Genomic DNA, 20,383 nt, shown 5'->3' with positions numbered 1-20,383 from the left:
GTGTAAGGGATTCTGGCCAACCGATCATCACCGCAGAATTGACAGCGAGACAAATCACAATTCGATTACCTGAATTTGGAAATATGCATTTCTCGTTTCTGAAGAAGAAATTGATCACGCATATTTGCTTGTTGCTTCAAGTTTCTTGGCCTACAGTCGAGGTCCGGGCAACTACTTGAAGGGTCAAGCTATGAACGTCCTACTCTGGATCATCCAGATCCTGCTCGGCGTCGCCTTCGTCGTCTCGGGCGCGGGCAAGTTCTTCCCACCCGGGGAGAGGGCGCGGGAGCAGCAGGCGTACCGGGAGGACTTCACCCCCGCGCAGCTCCGGGGCATCGGCGCGCTGGAGGTGCTCGGCGGCCTCGGCGTGGTCCTGCCGTGGGCCACCGGCATCGCGACCTTCCTCACCCCACTGGCCGCCGCCGGGCTCGGCCTCATCATGATCGGGGCCGCCGTCGTGCACCGGAGGCGCAAGGAGGGCATCGCGGTTAATCTGGTCCTGCTGGCGATGGCGGTCATCGTCGTGGCAGGACGTTTCTGACCCTGGGGGTTCCTTGGTCGACGGGCTCGGCGGGCTCGGCGAGGACGAGCAGCGCGCGTGGCAGGGCCTGCTCGCGGTCATGCTGGTGGGCATCCCGCAGGTGGAGCGCACGTTCCGGGCCCATGGCCTGGTCCACATCGAATACGGCCTGCTCAACGCGCTGGCCGGGCGGCCGCTGCGGCTGAGCGACCTGGCGGCGGTGGGCAACGTGTCGATCAGCCGGCTCAGCCATCGGGTCAGCAAGCTGGTCGACCGGGGCTACGTACGGCTGCGGCCGGACGCGAGCGACGGGCGGGCCAGCGTGGCCGAGATCACCGATGAGGGGCGCGCGGTCATCGCCGCGATCGCCCCTCATCACGCGCGGGCGCTGCGCGAGGTGCTGTTCGACCACCTGTCGCCGGAGCAGACGGTCGCCCTGGCCGACGCCATGCAGGTCGTCGGCACCAAACTGGGCGCCTGTCTCGACGGCCGCCCCCCAGGCGAGGACCGCGCAGGCGACACCACAGCGCCCGGCCGCGACCACTGAAACCGCCGCGCAGGCGACACCACAGCGCGCGGCCGGGACCACTGAACCCGGCCGCTCAGGTGATGTCGCGGCGCAGCGTGGTGGCCGAGGCGATGGCCGAGAAGATCAGCCCGTAGCCGAGCAGCACCAGCCCGCCCGCCCACGCCGGCAGCAGGTACGACACGTCCACCCCGAACCCCACCCCCGTGTTCGTCAGCGCCTGCGTGGCCCCGGAGGGCGTCCACTTGCCCACCGGCCGCAACGCCGGAATCCCGTTGACCAGGCTCTCGATCACGAACACCCAGACCATGAGCGCGCTGAGCGCCCCGACCTGGTTCTTGATCAGCGCCCCCAGCCCCACCCCGGCCAGGGCGTAGAGCGCCAGCACGACCAGGACGCTGCCGATCACCCGCGCGACGGTCGCGGTGAAGGTCAGCTCACCCCCGGCGAGCAGGACGGTCACCACCAGGGTGACGCCGGTCAGCACCAGCACCGCCACCCCCAGCAGCAGGCCCACCACGAGGCCGGCGCCGAGCTTGGCCACCACCACCCGCACCCGCTTCGGCGTGGCGAGCAGCGTGGTGGTGATGGTCTGGTAGCGGTATTCGCCGGTCATCATGACGACGCCGAGCACGGCCGCGAAGACGGCCCCGCTCACGCCCGTCCCCCAGATGACCTCCTGGAAGGGCGCGGTGTCGCGGGCGGGGATGATGGCCTGGCCGTCCGGCGTGGTCACGCCCGCGGCGTAGATGGTGAAGCCGAGCAGCAGGGCGACGTAGCCCAGCATGACGAGCAGCATCACCCACCACAGCCGGGTGGTGGAGACCTTGAGCAGTTCCGCGCGAAGCAGCGCCATCAGGGCTCCCCCTCCCCCGTCAGCTCCAGGAAGACCCGCTGCAGGTCGCCGCGCTCCTCGGTCATCTCGGTGAGCACGACGTGGTGCTCCAGCGCGATGGTGCCGATGGCCTCGACGCCGAGGTTCCTGACCCGCAGCACCCCGTCGGCCAGCTCCACCTCGCCGCCCTGCCGTTCGAGGGCGGGCGCCAGCTCGCCGGGCTTGGCGGTGCGGACCCTGATGACGGGCGCGCCGCCATTGCTGACCAGGTCGGCCAGGCTGCCCTGCCGCACCAGCCGCCCCCTGGCGATGATCACGACGTTGTCGACGGTCTGCTCGACCTCGGCCAGCACGTGGCTGGAGACGAGCACGGCGGCCCCCTGGTCGTGGGCGAGGAAGCGCATGAAGCCGCGCAGCCACTGGATGCCCGCCGGGTCGAGGCCGTTGGCGGGCTCGTCCAGGATGTAGACCCTGGGCTCGCCGATCAGCGCCGTGGCCAGGGCGAGCCGCTGCCGCATGCCCATGGAGAAGCCCAGCACCCGCTTGCCGGACACGTCGGCCAGCCCGACGCGCTCCAGCGCCTCGCGGGCGCGCGCGACGGGCAGGCTGGCGGCCGTGCAGATCACCCTCAGGTGGTCGTACGCGGTGCGCCCGGGATGGAAGTTGGTGGCTTCGAGCACCGCGCCCACCTCGCTGAGCGGGTGGTCGAGCTCGACGTAGCGCCGGCCGTTGACCAGCGCGCTGCCGGAGTCGGCGGTGACCAGCCCGAGAAGGCTGCGAAGAGTCGTGGTCTTGCCGGCTCCGTTCGGGCCTAAGTAGCCCGTGATCGTGCCCGCGTCGACCGTGAAGGACACCCCGTCCACCGCGCGTACCGGACCGAACGACTTGGAAAGGTCTCGTATCTCGATAGCACTCATGGTGAGGCCGATTATGCATAATGAGACCTAGATCACACCTCCTTCGCAGGGAGGAGTTCAGAGACGATAGACCCGGCGTGCGTTCCCCGAGCCGATCATGTGGGCGATCCTGGCCGCGTCGGCGGCGCTCCACTCCCCCGCGCCGAGCCTGGCGCCGAGCGCCGCTCCCAGGGCCCGCCGAAAGTAGAGCGCGCCCAGGTAGCCGGACTCGGCCACGCCCCGGCAGCCGGAGCTGAAGAGCTGCTTGTGGTACGGCGCCAGCTCCAGCAGCTCGTCCATGACCCGGGCCGAGGCGGCGGCGGTGTGCGGCAGCGCGAGCCCGACGTCCACGTAGACGTGCGGGAAGACGCCCGCCAGATAGGCGGCCTGGCGGTGGAACGGGTAGCAGTGCAGCAGGATCACCGGCACGCCGGCGGGCTGCAGCGCCCTGACGAACGCGCTCAGCCGGACCGGGTCGGTCCTGTGCGGCTCCAGCGACCCGCCGAACCCGCTGTGGAACTGCACGGGCAGCCCGCGCTCCCTGGCCACCTCGACCGCGCTCCAGAGCAGGTGCTGCAGCAGGACCGGGTCCGTCAGCGGCCCCTTGGGGTCGGCCAGGCGCCGGTTGGCGGCCGCGATCACCGCTCCCGTGGCGGGCGGGACCGGGTCGACGTCGAGGCCGGACAGGGAGCCGATGACCGTCTTGAGCCCGACGGCCCTGGCCGCCCTGGCGGTCAGTTCCTCCTCCAGGGTGTCGAGGTAGTCGGCGGTGAGTTCCGCCGTCTCGGCCACGTCGCGCTCGATGTGCTCGATCCGGACGATCTCGTCGGCCGCGGCGCCGCCGTGGCGGCCCATCTCGGCCGCGGACAGCACGTCGAGGTCTCCGGTCTCGTCCGGCGTGGCGTCCACCAGGAACGCCACCACCCCGGCCCCGGTCAGCAGCCGCCGGTTGACCTCGCCCGCGCCCAGCTCGGCCCGGCGGGTCAGGTAGACGGCGGGCGGGGCGTGCGGCTCCAGGCCGAGCAGCGGCGCGCACCAGCGGCGCACGGCCGCGCCGAACGGGGTGTCGAAGTGGGTGGTGCCGGGCGGGGCGGGGTTGCCGCCCTCGCTGATGAGCAGCTCGAACCGGGCTCTGTTGAGGTCGTCCCGTCGCACCCCGTGGCAGTGGTGATCGACGAGCGGGGCGAGCAGCGCGTCACGCACCGTGCCGGGCAGGTCTACGGGGAGCATGCGGAGACTCTAGGCGCATTCCGCACGCTCCCGCCCGGGTTTTACCTACCTGCGGGACAGACGCAGCACGTTTGCGATGATCTTCGCGCCCGCGCCGCCGTCCTGGGTGAGGATCGACTCGGGGTGGAACTGCACGGCGAAGCGCCGCCGCTCGGGGTCCTCGATGGCCATGACGTTGCCGTCGGGCGTGAGCGCGGTCGGGGTGAAACCGACCACGCCGGGCCGCTTGGCGTGCAGCGAGTGATAGCGGGCCGCGGTGAACTCATCGGGCAGCCCGTCGAGCAACGCGCTGTCGCCGAGGCGGCTGACCTGGCCGCGCTTGCCGTGCTCGGGGTAGTCGAGCAGCTCCAGCGTGCCGCCCGCCTGCTCGACCATGGCCTGCAGGCCCAGGCAGACGCCGAACACCGGCAGGTCGCGGGCGTAGATCTGGTCGAGCAGGGCCGACATGCCGAAGTCGGTCGGCCAGCCGGGGCCGGGCGAGAGCACGACCAGGTCGGGCGCGATCTCGTCGATCATGGTGGACGGGAAGCCGTGGCGCAGTGTGACCACGGCCGCGCCCTCCTGGCGGAAATAGTCGGCCAGCGTGTTGACGAAGGAGTCCTCGTGGTCGACGAGCAGCACCTTCATGCCCAGGCCCGGCTGCTCCCTGGGCGCGGCGGCCGGGACGGCGCCGGGCTGGTTGACCGTGGCCAGGGCGCCGAGCAGGGCGCTGGCCTTCAGCTCGGTCTCGCGCTCCTCGGACTCGGGGTCGGAGTCGAACAGCAGCGTGGCGCCGGCCCTGACGGTCGCGACGCCGTTCCTGATCTGGGCGGTGCGCAGGGTCAGGCCGGTGTTCATGGAGCCGTCGAAGCCGATGAAGCCGATCGCGCCGCCGTACCACCTGCGGGTGGTGGCCTCGTGGTCCTCGATGAACTGCATGGCCCAGGTCTTCGGCGCGCCGGTGACCGTGACGGCCCACATGTGGGTGAGGAAGGCGTCGAGCGCGTCGAACTCGGGGCGCAGCCGGCCCTCGATGTGGTCGACGGTGTGGATGAGGCGGGAGTAGAGCTCGATCTGGCGGCGGCCGATGACCTTGACCGTGCCGGGGACGCAGATGCGCGACTTGTCGTTGCGGTCGACGTCGGTGCACATCGTCAGCTCCGACTCCTCCTTGACGCTGGAGAGGAGCGTGCGGATGGCCTCGGCGTCCTCGACCGGGTTGCTGCCGCGGGCGATGGTGCCGGAGATGGGGCAGGTCTCGACGCGGTCGCCGCTGACCCGGACGTACATCTCGGGCGAGGCGCCGACCAGGTGCTCGCCCTCGCCGAGGCTGATGATGAACTCGTAGGGGGCCGGGTTGCTGGTCCGCAGGCCGCGGTAGAAGCCGGACGGGTCGGCGCAGGTGGCGTGGAAGACCTGGCCGGGCACGACCTCGAACAGGTCGCCGCGCTTGAACTTCTCCTTGGCGGCGGCGACGACCTTGGCGTATTCGCCCCTCACCGGGTCGGCGGGCGGCACGGCGGGCGTGACCGGGGGCGCGGTCTCGCCGGAGCGCTCCAGGCCGCGGGTGGTGGCGCCGTCGACGGTGAACTCGTAGCGGAACTCGAGGCTGGTCTCGCGCTGCCGGTCGATCACGACGAGGCGGTCGGGCAGGTGCAGCACGAGGTCGCGCTGGTCGTCGGGGCGGACGAGCTCCTGCCTGATGGGCTCGAACTGGAAGGCCAGGTCGTAGCCGAACGCGCCGTAGAGGCCGAGGTGCGGGTCGTCGCCCTTGAAGGCGGCGATGATCTCGCGGATCGCGGTGAACACGGTGGGCCTGCGGCTGCGCATCTCCTCCGGCAGCATCTCCTCCGACTCGGGTACGTGCACCTCGACCCGGTCGGCGGTGGGCTCGGTGACCGGCTTGCCGGCGGCCAGCAGGCAGGAGGCGACGGCGGGCAGCACGACCCGGCCGCGGTCGTTGAGGGCGGTCGCCGTGATGGTGCGGCCCTTGGCGACCAGTTCGAGGCACGGGTCGACGTAGCCGAAGGCCCATCGGCTGTAGCGGCCCGGGTAGTCCATGCCCGAGGAGAAGGCGCCCCCGCGGCGCTCCCCGAGCGCGGTCACGATCTCTTCGAGGGCGGCCTCGTCCACCTCGCGTGCCTCGCGTTCGACACCGATGCCCCCGGCGGTGGTATATCCGCTCGTCTCCACTTGCTGCCCCTTATCACGTCACATGATCGAGCCCCGGGGGCGGACACGAGAAAGGCCGCCATCCGGGGCGGCCGTCCGTTGAGGAATGCGAAAACACGCGCCGCCTAGAAGCGGCGCCACCACTGGAGCTGAGCGTGAGTTCGCATAGGAGCAAGGGTAACCGCCGGACCATGATCGCGCAACGCGACCCGCCAGTCCGAGTTACAATACAGACCTGTATTGTATTCGTAGCGAAAGGGGGCCTCACATGACCGAGGCGATCACGATTCCCACCGAGCGGCCCACGCCGTTCGATCCGCCCGCCGAGCTGGCCGGGCTGCGGGAGAAGCGGCCCATCACCCGGATGGCCTACCCCGACGGGCACCTGGGCTGGCTGGTGACCAGTCACGCCCTCGTGCGCGAGGTGCTGGCCGACCGGCGGTTCAGCGCCCGCTCCGAGCTGCGGCACCGGCCCACCGAGGCCAGTGGCCGTCCCGCCGAGCCCGCCCCGCCGGGGATGTTCATCTCCTCCGACCCGCCCGAGCACACCCGCTATCGGCACCTGCTCACCGGCGAGTTCACCGTGCGCCGGATGCGCCTGCTGACCGAGCGGGTCGAGGAGATCACCAAGACCTACCTCGACGCCATGGAGCGGCAGGGCCCGCCGGCCGACCTGGTCGCGTCGTTCGCGGCGCCGATTCCGGCCGTGGTGATCTGTGAGCTGCTGGGCGTGCCCGAGGACGAGCGCGAGCGGTTCATGGCGGAGAGCGAGACGCTCATGCGCGCCGACGTGCCGGCCGAGCAGAAGGCGGCGGCCTACGTCGCGGTGCAGCTCCACATGAAGGAGCTGGTGGCGGCCAAGCGCGCCGAGCCCACCGACGACATCCTGAGCGGGCTGACCAGGAGCGACCTGACCGAGGAGGAGCTGGCCAACATCGGCTTCCTGCTGCTGGGCTCCGGCCTCGACACCACCGCCAACATGCTCGCCCTGGGCACGTTCGCGCTGCTGACCCACCCGGCGGAGATCTCCGCCCTCATCACGGACACCGACCAGGCGGTGGAGGAGCTGCTGCGCCACCTCAGCATCGTCCCCTTCCTCGTACGCACCGCGCTGGAGGACGTCGAGCTGGGCGGCGAGACGGTGCGGGCCGGGGAGAGCGTGACCCTGTCGATCCCGGCGGCCAACCGCGACCCCGGCCGCTACCCCGATCCCGACCGCCTCGACCTGGGCCGCGACACCAGCGCCCATCTCGGCTTCGGGCACGGCGTGCACCAGTGCCTGGGCCAGCAGCTCGCCCGGGTCGAGATGCGGTCGGCCTTCCCCGCGCTGTTCACCAGGTTCCCGACGCTGCGGCTGGCCACCGACCCCGGCGAGGTGCCGCTGCGCGACGACATGCTCATCCACGGCGTGCACAGCCTGCCGGTCACGTGGGAGGTGCGGTAGATGGGGAAGGTCTGCCTGGTGACCGGCGCGTCGTCGGGCATCGGCCGCGCCGCCGCGCTGGAGCTGCTGGGCGCCGGCCACACCGTGTACGGGGTGGCGCGCCGCGTGGAGCGGATGGAGGGCATCCGCGCCGCCGGCGGCCATCCCCTCGAGGTGGACGTCACCAGCGACGCCGACCTCGAACGCGCGGTCAAGACCGTGCTGGACGCGCACGGCCGCATCGACGTCCTGGTCAACAACGCCGGCGTCGGCGGCTACGGGTCGGCGGAGGAGGTGCCGATCGCGCATGCCAGGCACGTGTTCGACGTCAACGTCTTCGCCCCGGCCCGGCTGATCCAGCTCGTCCTGCCGCACATGCGCGAGCGCGGGTCGGGCACGATCGTCAACGTCTCCTCGATCGGCGGCGAGATCGCGCTGCCCCTGGGCGCCTGGTACCACGCCTCGAAGCACGCGCTGGAGGCGTACTCGGACTCGCTGCGGCAGGAGGCCGGGCGGTTCGGCGTGCACGTGGTCGTGGTGCAGCCGGGGATCATCAAGACGGAGTTCCAGGACGACACGCCGCGCGAGCTGCGGGCGTTCTCGGGGCGGGGGCCGTACAAGAGGATGGTCGAGGCGATGGCGGCCAAGACCGAGGCGGGGTTCGGGCCGGACAGCAAGGCGTCCGAGCCGTCCGTGGTGGGGCGGTGCATCCTGCGGATCGTCGCCACGCCGGACCCCAGGCCCCGCTACGCCGTCGGCTACCTGGCCAGGCTGCTGCTGACGGTCAATAGAATCCTGCCGGACCGCCTCTACGACAAGATGGTGACCCGACGAACATGACGGAATCCCTACTCCCTCAGACACCGGCCGCGCGGCCGGCCGGCCGGCCGCGCAGCCAGGAGGCCGACACGGCCATCCTGACCGCCGCGCTCGACCTGCTCATCGAGCACGGCGCGGCGCAGACCAGCATCGAGCAGGTCGCCAGGCGGGCCGGGGTGACCAGGGCCACGGTCTACCGCAGGTTCGCCGACAAGACCGCGCTGCTGGTACGCGCGCTGGAGTGGGCCAACCACGACGACGACCCCCGGCTCACCGGCTGGCCGAGCATCGAGCACATGTTCGGCGACTGGGCGGCGCATCTGGCGGTGCCGCGCAACCGCCGCCTGCTGCGCCGGGTGAACGGCAGCATGGACGACTATCCCGAGCTGATCACGACGTACCGGGACGTCAACGGCGGGCGGCGGGAGGCGGTGGTGCGCGAGATGCTCTGCCGCGCCCGCGACCTCGGGCAGTTGCCCGCCGGGATCGACGTGGACGTGGTGCAGGAGATGTTGTCGGCGGCGGTGCTGGGCCACCTCAACGGCCATCCCGACGACGAGGACGCCGAGCGCATCCAGGAGTATTTCCTGGCGATCCTGCGGCAGGTCGGCTATCGGGCGGGGTCCTGACCAGATTACATTTCCCGGCACCTCTTGCTTTCCGAACAAGATCTCTTCACCCTTCTCGACAGAGGCGTAAAGATCACCTCGCTTCATGTCATTGAAGGAGAGCACGTGCCGAACACCCCTCGCTGGCGTGCGATCCTGACCGGGATCATCACCGCCGCCGGCCTTCTCGTTCCCCAGGCCGCAGCACAGGCGGCGGCGCCGGATCCCGGCAAGATCGATACAGCCGTCCAGGCGCAGCTCGCGCAGGACGACAAAGCCACCTTCTGGGTCCGGTTGAAAGGGGCGGCCGACCTGAGCGGCGCCCGCCGGGCCACCACCAAGGACGCCAAGGCCGAACAGGTCTTCGAGGCGAAGACCGAACGCGCGAAGACCTCTCAGGAGGGCCTGCGCAAACTGCTCGACGCCCGCAGCGCCGACTACACCTCCTACTGGATCGTCAACGCGGTGCGGGTCACCGCCGACGAGAAACTCGCCGCCGAGATCGCCAAATTACCCGAGGTCGATCGCCTCGACCCGGTCCGCACGCTCACGCTGCCCAAGCCCATCTCGGGCAAGGCCGAGGCCAAGGTCAACGCGATCGAGTGGAACATCGACCGCGTCGGCGCCCCGCGCGTGTGGAACGAGCTGGGCAACCGGGGCGAGGGCATCGTGATCGCCCACATCGACTCCGGGGCCCAGTTCGACCATCCCGACCTGGTCGCGAGCTACCGGGGCACGAACCCGGACGGCACGTTCACCCACGACTACAACTGGTTCGACCCGGCGCGCGTCTGCCCGTCGTCGGCGCCGTGCGACAACAACGACCACGGCACGCACACGATGGGCACGATGACCGGCGCGAACGGCATCGGCGTGGCGCCGGGCGCGAAGTGGATCGCCGCCAAGGGCTGTGAGGTCAACACCTGCACCGACGCCTCGCTGCTGGCCTCCGGGCAGTGGATGCTGGCGCCCACCGACCTGAACGGCCGGAACCCGCGGCCCGACCTGGCTCCGGACATCGTCAACAACTCCTGGGGCGGTGACGGGTTCGACCCGTTCTACAAGGAGGTCGTGGACGCCTGGGTCGCGGCCGGGATCTTCCCCGCGTTCGCCAACGGCAACGAGGGGCCCGCCTGCCGTACCAGCGGCTCGCCCGGCCAGTACGTGACCACGTACAGCGCGGGCGGTTTCGACATCAACAACGCCCTGTACGCCCGTTCCAGCAAGGGCGAGGGCGAGGGCGGCGAGATCAAGCCCAACATCGCGGCCCCCGCCGTCAACGTGCGCTCCTCGATCCCCGGCAACGGCTACGACAGCTTCTCCGGCACCTCCATGGCCTCGCCGCACGTGGCGGCCACGGTGGCGCTGATCTGGTCGGCGTCGCCCGGCCTGGTGGGCGACATCGCGGCCACCCGGCCGCTGCTGGACACCACGGCCGTGGACGTCTCCGACACGAGCTGTGGCGGCACCGCGACCGACAACAACGTCTGGGGCGAGGGCAGGCTCGACACCTACGCCGCCGTCTCGGCCGCTCCCAGGGACGGCCTGGGCGACCTGGCCGGCGCCGTCACCGCGGCCGCCGGGCCCGTGGCCGGGGTGAAAATCACCGTCACCGGGCCGCTGGACCGCACCGTGACGACCGGCGCGGACGGCCGGTACACCATCCCGCGCCTGCTGCCCGGCGCCTACCGGCTCAGCGCGGAGAAGTTCGGCTACGCCACGGCGGGCGCCGACGTCACGATCACCGCGGAGCAGACCGCGACCGCGGACGTGCCGATGACGCTGCTGCCCACGGGTGTGGTCTCCGGCACGGTCAGCACGGCCGGCACGCCCGAGGCCGGGGCGACGGTGACGGCAGCGGGCACGCCGGTGAGCGGGGTGACCGACGCCGCGGGCCGCTACAGCCTGACGCTGCCGCACGGCTCGTACGAGCTGAGGGTCACGCCGGCCTCCCGCTGCTCCAGCGGCGCCACGGCGGCCGTCACGGTGGCCGGTGACCTGGTCAAGGACATCGAGCTGCCGCTGCGCGGCGACAACTTCGGCTACACCTGCAGGAGCGCCGCCCAGCCGTTCGCCGCGGGCACCGAGAAGCTGGCGCTGACGGGCGACGACGAGGCCGCGCAGGTCACGCTGCCCTTCCCGGTCCCGTTCTACGGCACCGGTTACGGCAAGGCGTGGATCGGCACGAACGGGTACGTCACGTTCGCCACCGACCGCGTCACCACCGGCGCCAACGGCCGGCTCCCGACCACCGGCACCCCGAACAACGCGGTCTACCCGTTCTGGGACGACCTGATCGTGGACGCCCAGGCCGGGATCTACACGGCGGTGACGGGCACGGCGCCGCACCGGGTGTTCGTCGTCGAGTGGCGCAACGTGAGCTTCTACAGCGAGAGCGGCCAGCGGGTGTCGTTCTCGGCGCTGCTGGGCGAGGACGGCTCGATCGGGTTCCGGTACAAGGACATCGAGAGCGCCCGCGACCAGGGTGGCAGCGCCACGGTCGGCGTCGAGAACGCGGCCGGCAACGACGCGCTGCTCTACTCCTACGAGGAGCCGGCGCTGTCCACCGGGCAGGGCCTGTCGTTCACGGCCAGCCGGCACGGCCTGGTCACCGGTACGGTCACCGACGCCAACGACGGCGACCCGATCGCCGGGGCGACGGTCAAGATCGGCGACGTGGCCACGTTCACGACCGGCGACAACGGCGCCTTCTACGGCCAGGTGCTGGCCGGCGACTACAACGTCGAGGTGTCCAAGGAGCACTACGGCACGTTCACCAAGCCCGTCACGGTGGCGCCGGCGACGGTGACCCGGATCGACACGGCGCTGGTCACCGGCCGGGTGAGCGCGTCGGTGGCCGAGCTGACGGTGGTCATGCCGGCGGAGTCCAGCCGTACGCGGAGCCTGTCGCTGACGAACCTGGGCTCGGCGACGCCGTACACGGTGACCGGCGAGCCCTGGTTCACGGTCGCGCCGACCGCCGGTGACCTGGCCAAGGGGCAGGCGGTGGACCTGAAGGTGACGGTGTCGAGCGCGGGCGTGGCGCCGGGCACGTTCAAGGCGGGCAAGCTGCTGGTCAAGTCGGCCAGCGGCCGGCAGCCCACCATCGAGGTCAAGGTGACGGTCGTGGTGCCCAGGCACCAGGTGGCCATCGACACGGGCGCCACCAGGAACCTGGTCGACAGCCTCGGTGACACCTGGACGCCGGACAAGAAGTACGTCCAGGGGAGCTACGGCTACCTGACCAACCAGAACCGCACGCAGAGCACGTCCAGGACCATCGCCGGCACCACCGACCAGGCGCTGTTCAGGACGGCCAGGGAGAGCATGCTGGAGTACCGGTTCGACAACGTCCCGGCCGGGACGTACACGGTCGAGCTGGACTTCGCCGAGATCAGGAACATGCGGATGGGCCAGCGGGTCTTCGACGTGCTCGTCGAGGGGCAGCTCGCCATCCCGGCGCTGGACCTGGCCCTGGAGTCGGGCACGTACACGGCCGTGACGCGGCAGTACACGGTGAAGGTGACCGACGGGCAGCTCAACGTGCGCTTCGCGACGCGGCAGGGGGCGACGATCGTCAACGCCCTGCGCATCTCGGAGCGCTCCGACAAGGCGACCCCGTAACCGATGAGGAGCCCGCTCCGCCTCCAGGCGGGGCGGGCTCCGCCATTTTCCGACATCCACGGGCGGCGGGCGAGCGAAGAAGGGGCAAGGCAACACCCACTCAAGGAGAGATCTGATGCGTAAGCAACTGGCGCTCGCCGTAGCGGTACTCGGCGCGGGCGCGGTCCTGGCCACGCCCGCGCAGGCCGGCAACCGTGACGAGGGCCCGCGCGTCACGGGCCTGACGACGGCCGGCGACCTGGTCGTCTTCGACGCCGGCAGCCCTGGCAAGGTGGAGCGGGCCGGCCGGGTCAGCGGGCTCAAGGACGACATGAAGATCGTCGGAATCGACTACCGGGTGCAGAACGGCAAGCTGTACGCGGTGGGCGACAAGGGCGGCATCTACACGCTGGACAACCGGGCCAAGGCCACCAGGGTGGGCAAGCTCACCGTGGCGCTCAGCGGCAAGACGTTCGGCGTCGACTTCAACCCGGCCGCCAACCGGCTGCGCGTCATCAGCGACGCCGGCCAGAACCTGCGGCACAACCTCGACGACCCCAACGGCGCCCCCGCCGCGGGCACGACCGCCACCGACGGCACTCTCACCAACCCGCCCGTGCCGCCCGCCGCCGCGCAGACCGCGCTCGGCGTGACCGGCGCCGGCTACACCAACAACGACCTCGACGCCACGACCGCGACGACGCTGTTCGACGTGGACACCACGGGCGACCAGGTCTCGGTGCAGTCCCCGGCCAACGCCGGCAACCTGGCGCCGGCCGGCAAGCTGGGCGTTGACGCCGACACCGACGCCGGCTTCGACGTCTACAGCGAGCTGCGCAAGGGCGTGACGGTGGCCAACACCGCCTACGCCGCGCTCAAGGTCAACGGCTCCTACCGCTTCTACACGGTGAACCCGCTGACCGGCGCCGCGACCGTGCTTGGAACGTTCCCCATGAACCGTCAGGTCAGCGACATCGCCGTGCAGCCGGCGCGGTAGTTAATGGGGTGCCCCCGGGCTACCGCATACCGGGGGCCATATGTTACTGGTTAGTACATGAGACGCGTGCGGCTTCAGCGGGACCTCCCCGTGCCGATGCCCGACGGCGTGACGCTGCTGGCCGACCACTACGCCCCGGCCGGAGGCGAGCGAGCCCCCGTCATCCTGATGCGCTCCCCTTACGGCCGCCGCGGCCTGCTCGGCTGGTACTACGGCCGCGGCTTCGCCCGTCAGGGCTTCCACGTCGTGATCCAGAGCTGCCGTGGCGGCTTCGGCTCCGGCGGCCTGCTCGACCCGCTCGGCGACGAGCACGAGGACGGCCTGGCCACCGTCGCCTGGCTGCGCGAACAGCCCTGGTACGGCGGCTCGTTCGCGATGTTCGGCCCCTCCTACCTGGGCTACACGCAGTGGGCGATCGCGCCCTACGCCGGGCCCGAGCTGAAGGCCATGGCCACCCAGATCACCGCCTCCCAGTTCAGGGACGCGGCCTACGTGGGCGGCGCGTTCGCGCTGGAGTCGGCGCTGAGCTGGACCACGCTCACCGACGGCATGACCCGCCGCTTCGTCGGCGGCGCGGCCGTGCTGACCGCGCCCCGGCTCACGCGCCGGGCGGTCCTGTCCGGGCGGCCGATGTCCGAGCTGGACCTGGCCTCGGCCGGCCGGCCGCTGCGGTTCTACCAGGACCTGCTCGCGCACCACGCCGTCCCGGCCGGCCCCTACTGGGACAAGCGCGACTTCTCGCCGAAGGTGGGCGACGTGCAGGCGGCTGTCACGATGCTCGGCGGCTGGTACGACGTGTTCCTGCCGTGGCAGCTCAAGGACTACGCGGCGCTGCGGGCGGCGGGCCGGCGGCCATACCTGACGATCGGCCCCTGGTACCACATCGACTCCCGGCACGGCCGGCCCACGATGGCCGAGGCGTCGGCCTGGTTCCGTGCCCACCTGCTCGGCGACCCGTCCGGGCTGCGGCCCGACCCGGTGCGCGTCTACGTGACCGGGGCCGAGGAGTGGCGTGACCACGCCGACTGGCCGGTGCCCGGGATGCGGGAGCAGCGCTGGCACCTGCAGCACGGCTTCGGGCTCGGGACCGAGGGGCCGCTCCCGGCCGAGCCGGACCGGTTCCGCTACCACCCGGACCATCCGACGCCGGTGATCGGCGGGCCCGTGCTGCTGGGCGACTCCCGGCCGCGCGACCAGCGGCGGCTGGAGCGGCGGCGGGACGTGCTGGTCTACAGCTCGGCCGCGCTACAGTCGGATGTGGAGATGATCGGCCCGGTCCGCGCGGAGCTCTTCGTGCGCTCCAGCACGCCCTCCGTCGACGTGGTGGTGCGAGTGTGCGACGTGCATCCCGACGGGCGCTCCCTCAACGTGTGCGAGGGGGTGCGCCGCCTCGGGCCCGGCAACTCCGGTGGCGTTGAACGGGTGGCCGTGGATTTGTGGCCGATGGGGCACCGGTTCCGGCGCGGACACCGGATCAGGGTGCACGTGGCGGCGGGGGCGTACCCGACGATCGCCCGCAACCACGGCACCGGCGACCCGCTGGGCGCGGGCAGCGCGATGGTGCCCGCCGACGTCGAGGTGTTCCACTCCCCCGACCGCCCCTCCGCCGTGGTGCTGCCGCTGTGCGCGCCTCAAGGCTGATGTCACTGGTCCTGCTGCTGCAGGGCCGGGGCGGGATGACGGCGGCGGAGCTGGCCAAGGAGCTGGAGGTGTCCGAGCGCACGGTGCACCGCGACGTGCTCGCGCTGTCGGAGGCGGGCGTGCCCGTCTACGCCGACCGGGGGCGGGGCGGCGGCTACCGGCTGGTCGACGGCTACCGGACCCGGCTGACCGGGCTCGACCGGGCCGAGGCCGAGGCGCTGTTCCTGTCGGGGGTGCCGGCGGCGCTGCGCGAGATGGGGTTGCATGAGGTGGCCGCCACGGCCCGGCTGAAGGCCGCCGCGGCGCTCTCCCCCGCCCTGCGGGACGCGCCCGCGACGGCGGCGCAGCGTTTCCACCTGGACGCGCCGGGCTGGTTCGCCGCCGACGATCCGCCGCCGGCCGCGCTGGCGCCGCTGGCCAGGGCCGTGTGGTCGGACCGCCGGGTCGCGACGGCGTACAAGGGCGGGCCGCGCACGCTGGAGCCGTACGGGCTGGTGCTGAAGGCGGGTGTCTGGTATCTGGCGGCCCGGCTCAAGGGGCGGTTCCTGATCTTCCGGGTGCACCGGTTCGGGGAGATCTCCCTGCTCGACGAGGTCTTCGACCGGGAGCCCGATTTCGATCTGGCCGCCTTCTGGAGCGGGCAGTCCGCCGAGTTCAGCCGGTCGCTGCTGCGGGAGGTGGTGACGCTGCGGCTCACCGAGCGCGGCCGGCGGATGTTGCGGCACGTGGCCGATCCGGCCGCGCTCGACGACGCGCTGGCCTCACTCGAACCCGACGGGACCGTGCGGCTGGCGGTGGAGTCGGTGCCCGTGGCGTATTCGCAGGTGCTGCGGTTCGGGCCGGAGGCGGAGGTGCTCGGCCCGCCGGAGCTGCGCGAGCTGGTCGCCGGCGCGGCCGCCCGCATGGCCGCGCTCTATGGCTAGCGGTACGCCTCCCAGCCGGTGTCGCCGCCCTTCTCGCGCACGTCGGTGAGGTAGCTCCACACGCGCGGCCGGCTGCCGTCCACGTCGGTCAGCTCGTACGCCTCCGCCAGTTCCTCGCTGCTGACCGACCGCCCCGACCAGCGCCGCCGGTCCGGATCCTGGGCCAGGGCGGCGACGCCGCGGCCGACGTACGCGGGCGTCTCGGAGACCATCCACGCGCTGTCCACCTTGGCCTCACGCCAGTTGTCCTCCGTGACGCCGAAGCCCTCCAGCATGGCCTCCGAGCGCAGGAACCCGGGCGTGACCGCCACCCCCGTGCCGCCGTGCGGGCGCAGCTCGTTGGACCAGGCGAACGCCAGCCGGTTGACCGACATCTTGGCCAGGTCGTAGTAGACGTTCTCCCGGTAGCGGGTCTCGTTGTAGGACCAGGTGCCGTCGGTGACCTCGACGACGAGGCCGCCCTCGTTCCTGATCAGCAGCGGCATCAGATACCGGCTGCTGATGATGTGGGTATCGACGGCCAGCCGGAGCAGCCGCAGGCCCTTGTCCATGTCGTGTTTCCACACCGGGGTGTCCCATTGCCAGAGGTGGTCGCTCCCCCACACGTCGTTGACCAGCACGTCGAGCCGCCCCTGCTCCCGCTCGACGCGGGCGGCCAGGGCCTCGACCTGGGCCGGGTCCAGGTGGTCCGTCCTGGCCGCGATGCCCGTGCCGCCGGCCGCGGTCACCAGCTCGGCCGTCTCCTCGATGGTCTCCGGCCGGTTCATCTCCGAGCGTCCCGCCCGGGTGCTCCTGCCGGTGCAGTAGACCGTCGCGCCGGCCGCGCCCAGCGCGACCGCTATTCCACGTCCCGTTCCGCGGGTCGAACCCGCCACCACTGCGATCATGCGCCCGATCCTGCCCCGGAAAGCCGACATCTCATGTCATGTTTTTCCCGGAAACCCTGTGATAAGTAGGGAGTTACCATGAACAGCGAATTCGAGCTCCGCGGGGTCAACCACGTCGCGCTGGTCTGCTCGGACATGAAGCAGACCGTCGACTTCTACTCCGGCGTGCTGGGCATGCCCCTGATCAAGACCATCGAGCTGCCCCTGGGCTGGGGGCAGCACTTCTTCTTCGACTGCGGCGGCGGCAACGCGCTGGCCTTCTTCTGGTTCCCCGACGCGCCCGAGGGTGTGCCGGGCGTGTCCGCGCCGAAGAACCTGCCCGACCGCGGCGAGCTGCTGTCGGCCGTCGGCTCGATGAACCACATCGCCTTCGACGTGCCACCGGAGCGGATCGAGGAGTACCGCGACCGGCTCGTCGCCAAGGGCATCGACGTGGGCGTGCTGCTCAACCACGACGACAGCGAGTTCGGCGTGGCACCGGAGATGCACGAGGGCGTGTTCGTCCGGTCCATCTACTTCAAGGACCCCGACGGCGTGCTGGTCGAGTTCGCCGCCTGGACGCGGCAGGTGGGCGGACCCGGCGACGTCGCGCACGAGCCGAAGACCGCGGCCGACCGGACCGTGTGATGCCGCGGCTGCGCCGGGTGCCGCGCGAGGAGATGACCGACCCGGTGGTGCGGTTCTTCTACGACCACCTGTTCTCCCCCGATCGGGAGGGCACGGCCACCGGGTCGCCGGGCGACTGGTGGACGGTGTTCGCGCTCGATCCGAAGATCTTCCGGCACTGCGTCAAGGGCTTCCAGCTCTACCGGGAGTCCGGGCTGGACCCGGTGCTGCGCGAGCTGGGCCAGACCAGGGCCGGGTGGGCGCGGCAGAGCCAGTTCGTGTTCTCGCAGCACTGCAAGCAGTTGCGCGCGCTCGGCGTACCGGAGGAGAAGGTGCGGGCGATCCCGCACTGGCCGGTCAGCGACGTGTTCGGCGAGCTGGAGCGGGCCGTGCTGGCCTACACCGACGCGCTGGTGCTGGACGGCGGGCGGGTGGCCGACGAGGTGTTCGCGGTGCTCGCCCGGCATCTGCCCGACGAGCGGATCCTGGAGCTGACGTACGTCGTCTGCCTGTACGAGATGCACGCCACGATGGCGCGGGCGCTGCGGCTGGAGTTCGACGACCGGCCCGACCCGATCGTCGAGGTGCCGGCGCCCGAGGGGTACGGCACGCGGGACATCGCCGACGAGCTGACGACCTGACTCATCTGACGATCCGACCGCTCGGCGCGATTAAACGACCATTCGCCGATAGGCGATCACGATCGCGGCGATCCCGTACTTATGCTGCGGATGCCGTCCCCAGGCATGTGTCTCGAATGGTGAGATTCCATCCCGACATTTAGGCCAAACCGTAACACAATGGACATTGGGTTTAATACCTCCGTAAAGCTAATCTCCCTCCATTGACAAGCTGTCAGGCGCCAGTCACCACCGGCTCCTGATCCACTCATCGGAGGGTCGATGACTACCGGGGATCCCGGGCGGCCGCGTACCGACCGCAGCCCATGGAACTGGCTGCTGGTCCTGCCCATCGTGCTGCCGCTGCTCACGTTCCTGTACAACGCCGACGAGCCACGCCTGCTGGGCTTCCCGCTCTTCTACTGGCTGCAGATCGCGTTCATCGTGGTGGGCGTCGTGTCCACGACGATCGTCTACAGGATGACCAAGTGAATGGCCACACGACCGAGCTGGTCGTCTTCATCCTGCTGTTCGCGCTGGTCAGCGGCATGGGTTTCGTGGCTTCGCGCTGGCGGCGGCCCACCGACCTGGCCAGCCTGAACGAGTGGGGGCTCGGCGGGCGCAGCTTCGGCTCCTGGATCACCTGGTTCCTGGTGGGCGGCGACCTCTACACCGCGTACACGTTCGTGGCGGTGCCCGCGCTGGTGTGGAGCGCCGGGGCCATCGGGTTCTACGCGCTGCCGTACACCGTGGTGGTCTATCCGCTGGTGTTCCTGGTGCTGGCGCGCATGTGGTCGGTCTCGCACGTGCACGGGTTCGTCACGCCGGCCGACTTCGTCCGGGCCCGGTTCGGGTCGCCGACGCTGGCGCTGCTCATCGCGATCACCGGGCTGGTGGCGACGATGCCGTACATCGCGCTGCAGCTCGTCGGCATCGAGGCCGTGCTCAAGGCGATGGGCATCACCGGGCACCTGCCGATCATCATCGCGTTCGCGATCCTGGCGGCCTACACCTACCAGTCGGGGCTGCGCGCGCCGGCGCTGATCGCGTTCGTCAAGGACGCGCTGATCTACATCGTGATCATCGCGGCGATCATCTACATCCCGGCCAAGCTGGGCGGCTGGGACTCGATCTTCGACGCGGCCCGGGAGAAGTTCGCCGCCTCGCCCGCTCCGGGTGACGGCTACATCCTCAACGCCAACAACCAGATCCAGTACGTGACCCTGGCGTTCGGCTCGGCGCTGGCGCTGTTCCTCTACCCGCACAGCCTCACCGGCGTGCTGGCCTCCAGGAGCCGCAACGTCATCAAGCGGAACATGTCGGCGCTGCCCGCCTACAGCCTCGTGCTGGGCCTGATCGCGCTGCTCGGCTTCATGGCGATCGCGGCGGGCACCAAGCCGGTCATGGCGAACGGCAAGGCCGACAACAACACGATCGTGCCGATGTTGTTCGACCAGATGTTCCCCGACTGGTTCACCGGCGTCGCCTACGCGGCCATCGGCATCGGCGCGCTCGTCCCGGCGGCCATCATGTCGATCGCGGCGGCGAACCTGTTCACCCGCAACATCTACCGCGAATACCTCAACAAGAACGCCACCGACGCCCAGGAGGCCAAGGTCTCCAAGATCGTGTCGCTGCTCGTCAAGGCGGGCGCGGTGCTGTGCATCCTGGTGCTCGACCCGCAGTTCTCGATCGACCTGCAGCTCATCGGCGGTGTGATCATCCTGCAGACGCTGCCGTCGGTGGCGCTGGGCCTGTACACGCGCTGGTTCCACAAGGGCGGCCTGATCGCGGGCTGGGCGGCGGGGCTCGCGGCGGGCATGTGGATGCTCTACCTCATCCCGAACCCGGCCAACGGCAAGCTGCACTTCGGCGGCTCGGCTTTCGCGCTGTCGAACCTGGGCTTCGACACCAAGCTGACGATCTACCCCGGGTTCGTGGCGCTGGGCGTCAACGTGCTGGTGGCGGTCGTGGCCACGCTGCTGTTCCGGGCGGCCAAGGTGGCCGACGGCGAGGACGCGACGGCGCGCGACGAGTATTTCGCCGACGAGGGCGACTCCAAGGTCAAGGACCTCGACCTGACGGGTTCGCACTGACG

General features: G+C 70.8%; 18 protein-coding genes. 13 read left to right on the top strand and 5 right to left on the bottom strand.

Annotation, left to right across the window (positions count from 1 at the left end):
• The first annotated feature begins 190 nt into the window (after window positions 1–190).
• Together C4V41_RS56775 and C4V41_RS56770 are read left to right on the top strand one after the other, a co-directional pair.
• A complete protein-coding gene (locus tag C4V41_RS56775; RefSeq protein ID WP_103964382.1) occupies window positions 191–541 on the top strand; it encodes a DoxX family protein in 351 nt (116 codons plus the stop codon).
• A gap of 13 nt (window positions 542–554) precedes the next feature.
• Window positions 555–1,067, top strand: coding sequence for a MarR family winged helix-turn-helix transcriptional regulator (locus C4V41_RS56770; RefSeq protein WP_103964381.1), 513 nt, complete (start codon window positions 555–557; stop codon window positions 1,065–1,067).
• A 55-nt stretch (window positions 1,068–1,122) separates the two neighbouring features.
• On the opposite strand, the gene C4V41_RS56765 is transcribed toward C4V41_RS56770, so the two are convergent.
• Genes C4V41_RS56765 through C4V41_RS56750 form a run of 4 tightly spaced genes read right to left on the bottom strand, consistent with a single transcriptional unit; the run spans window position 1,123 to window position 6,179 of the window.
• Entirely contained in the window at window positions 1,123–1,902 is a 780-nt protein-coding gene (locus tag C4V41_RS56765) for an ABC transporter permease (RefSeq protein ID WP_103964380.1), read from the bottom strand.
• Entirely contained in the window at window positions 1,902–2,798 is an 897-nt protein-coding gene (locus C4V41_RS56760; RefSeq protein WP_103964379.1) for an ABC transporter ATP-binding protein, read from the bottom strand. Before C4V41_RS56760 ends, C4V41_RS56765 begins: the two co-directional genes overlap by 1 nt.
• 57 nt (window positions 2,799–2,855) lie before the next feature.
• A complete protein-coding gene (locus C4V41_RS56755; RefSeq protein ID WP_103964378.1) occupies window positions 2,856–4,007 on the bottom strand; it encodes an amidohydrolase family protein in 1,152 nt (383 codons plus the stop codon).
• A 45-nt stretch (window positions 4,008–4,052) separates the two neighbouring features.
• On the bottom strand, window positions 4,053–6,179 hold the full coding sequence (locus C4V41_RS56750) for an anthranilate synthase component I (RefSeq protein WP_103964377.1): 2,127 nt from the start codon (window positions 6,177–6,179) through the stop codon (window positions 4,053–4,055).
• Between the two features lie 247 nt (window positions 6,180–6,426).
• On the opposite strand from C4V41_RS56750, the gene C4V41_RS56745 reads away from it, so the two are divergent.
• From C4V41_RS56745 to C4V41_RS56715, 7 genes are all read left to right on the top strand, one after another.
• Window positions 6,427–7,602: a cytochrome P450 gene (locus tag C4V41_RS56745; protein ID WP_103964376.1), complete on the top strand. Its 1,176-nt coding sequence runs from the start codon at window positions 6,427–6,429 to the stop codon at window positions 7,600–7,602.
• A complete protein-coding gene (locus tag C4V41_RS56740; RefSeq protein WP_103964375.1) occupies window positions 7,603–8,421 on the top strand; it encodes an oxidoreductase in 819 nt (272 codons plus the stop codon).
• Entirely contained in the window at window positions 8,418–9,029 is a 612-nt protein-coding gene (locus C4V41_RS56735) for a TetR/AcrR family transcriptional regulator (protein WP_103964374.1), read from the top strand. The genes C4V41_RS56740 and C4V41_RS56735 overlap by 4 nt, the downstream gene beginning before the upstream one ends.
• A gap of 105 nt (window positions 9,030–9,134) precedes the next feature.
• The gene (locus tag C4V41_RS56730; protein WP_103964373.1) at window positions 9,135–12,632 is read left to right on the top strand and encodes a S8 family serine peptidase; all 3,498 of its coding nucleotides are present in this window, start codon (window positions 9,135–9,137) and stop codon (window positions 12,630–12,632) included.
• Between the two features lie 115 nt (window positions 12,633–12,747).
• On the top strand, window positions 12,748–13,608 hold the full coding sequence (locus C4V41_RS56725) for a DUF4394 domain-containing protein (RefSeq protein WP_103964372.1): 861 nt from the start codon (window positions 12,748–12,750) through the stop codon (window positions 13,606–13,608).
• Between the two features lie 57 nt (window positions 13,609–13,665).
• Window positions 13,666–15,249 carry a CocE/NonD family hydrolase gene (locus C4V41_RS56720; protein ID WP_200824961.1) on the top strand — a complete coding sequence of 528 codons (1,584 nt, stop codon included), beginning with the start codon at window positions 13,666–13,668 and terminating at the stop codon, window positions 15,247–15,249.
• The gene (locus tag C4V41_RS56715) at window positions 15,231–16,172 is read left to right on the top strand and encodes a helix-turn-helix transcriptional regulator (protein ID WP_103964371.1); all 942 of its coding nucleotides are present in this window, start codon (window positions 15,231–15,233) and stop codon (window positions 16,170–16,172) included. The genes C4V41_RS56720 and C4V41_RS56715 overlap by 19 nt, the downstream gene beginning before the upstream one ends.
• Here C4V41_RS56715 and C4V41_RS56710 read toward each other — a convergent pair.
• A complete protein-coding gene (locus C4V41_RS56710; protein ID WP_103964370.1) occupies window positions 16,169–17,059 on the bottom strand; it encodes an SDR family oxidoreductase in 891 nt (296 codons plus the stop codon). The two genes, C4V41_RS56715 and C4V41_RS56710, sit on opposite strands and share 4 nt — an antisense overlap.
• Before the next feature lie 78 nt (window positions 17,060–17,137).
• Between C4V41_RS56710 and C4V41_RS56705 the strand changes: the two genes are divergently transcribed.
• From C4V41_RS56705 to mctP, 4 genes are all read left to right on the top strand, one after another.
• Window positions 17,138–17,686, top strand: a complete 549-nt coding sequence (locus C4V41_RS56705) for a VOC family protein (RefSeq protein ID WP_103964369.1) — start codon at window positions 17,138–17,140, stop codon at window positions 17,684–17,686.
• Window positions 17,686–18,306: a carboxymuconolactone decarboxylase family protein gene (locus C4V41_RS56700; protein WP_103964368.1), complete on the top strand. Its 621-nt coding sequence runs from the start codon at window positions 17,686–17,688 to the stop codon at window positions 18,304–18,306. Before C4V41_RS56705 ends, C4V41_RS56700 begins: the two co-directional genes overlap by 1 nt.
• Before the next feature lie 261 nt (window positions 18,307–18,567).
• Window positions 18,568–18,777, top strand: a complete 210-nt coding sequence (locus tag C4V41_RS56695) for a DUF3311 domain-containing protein (protein WP_103964367.1) — start codon at window positions 18,568–18,570, stop codon at window positions 18,775–18,777.
• A complete protein-coding gene (gene mctP, locus C4V41_RS56690; protein WP_327537522.1) occupies window positions 18,774–20,381 on the top strand; it encodes a monocarboxylate uptake permease MctP in 1,608 nt (535 codons plus the stop codon). The genes C4V41_RS56695 and mctP overlap by 4 nt, the downstream gene beginning before the upstream one ends.
• Window positions 20,382–20,383 lie beyond the last annotated feature (2 nt).

The organism is Nonomuraea solani, assembly GCF_900108335.1.
GTDB classification, from domain to species: Bacteria; Actinomycetota; Actinomycetes; order Streptosporangiales; family Streptosporangiaceae; genus Nonomuraea; species Nonomuraea solani.
This window is presented reverse-complemented; position numbering and strand designations above follow the sequence as displayed.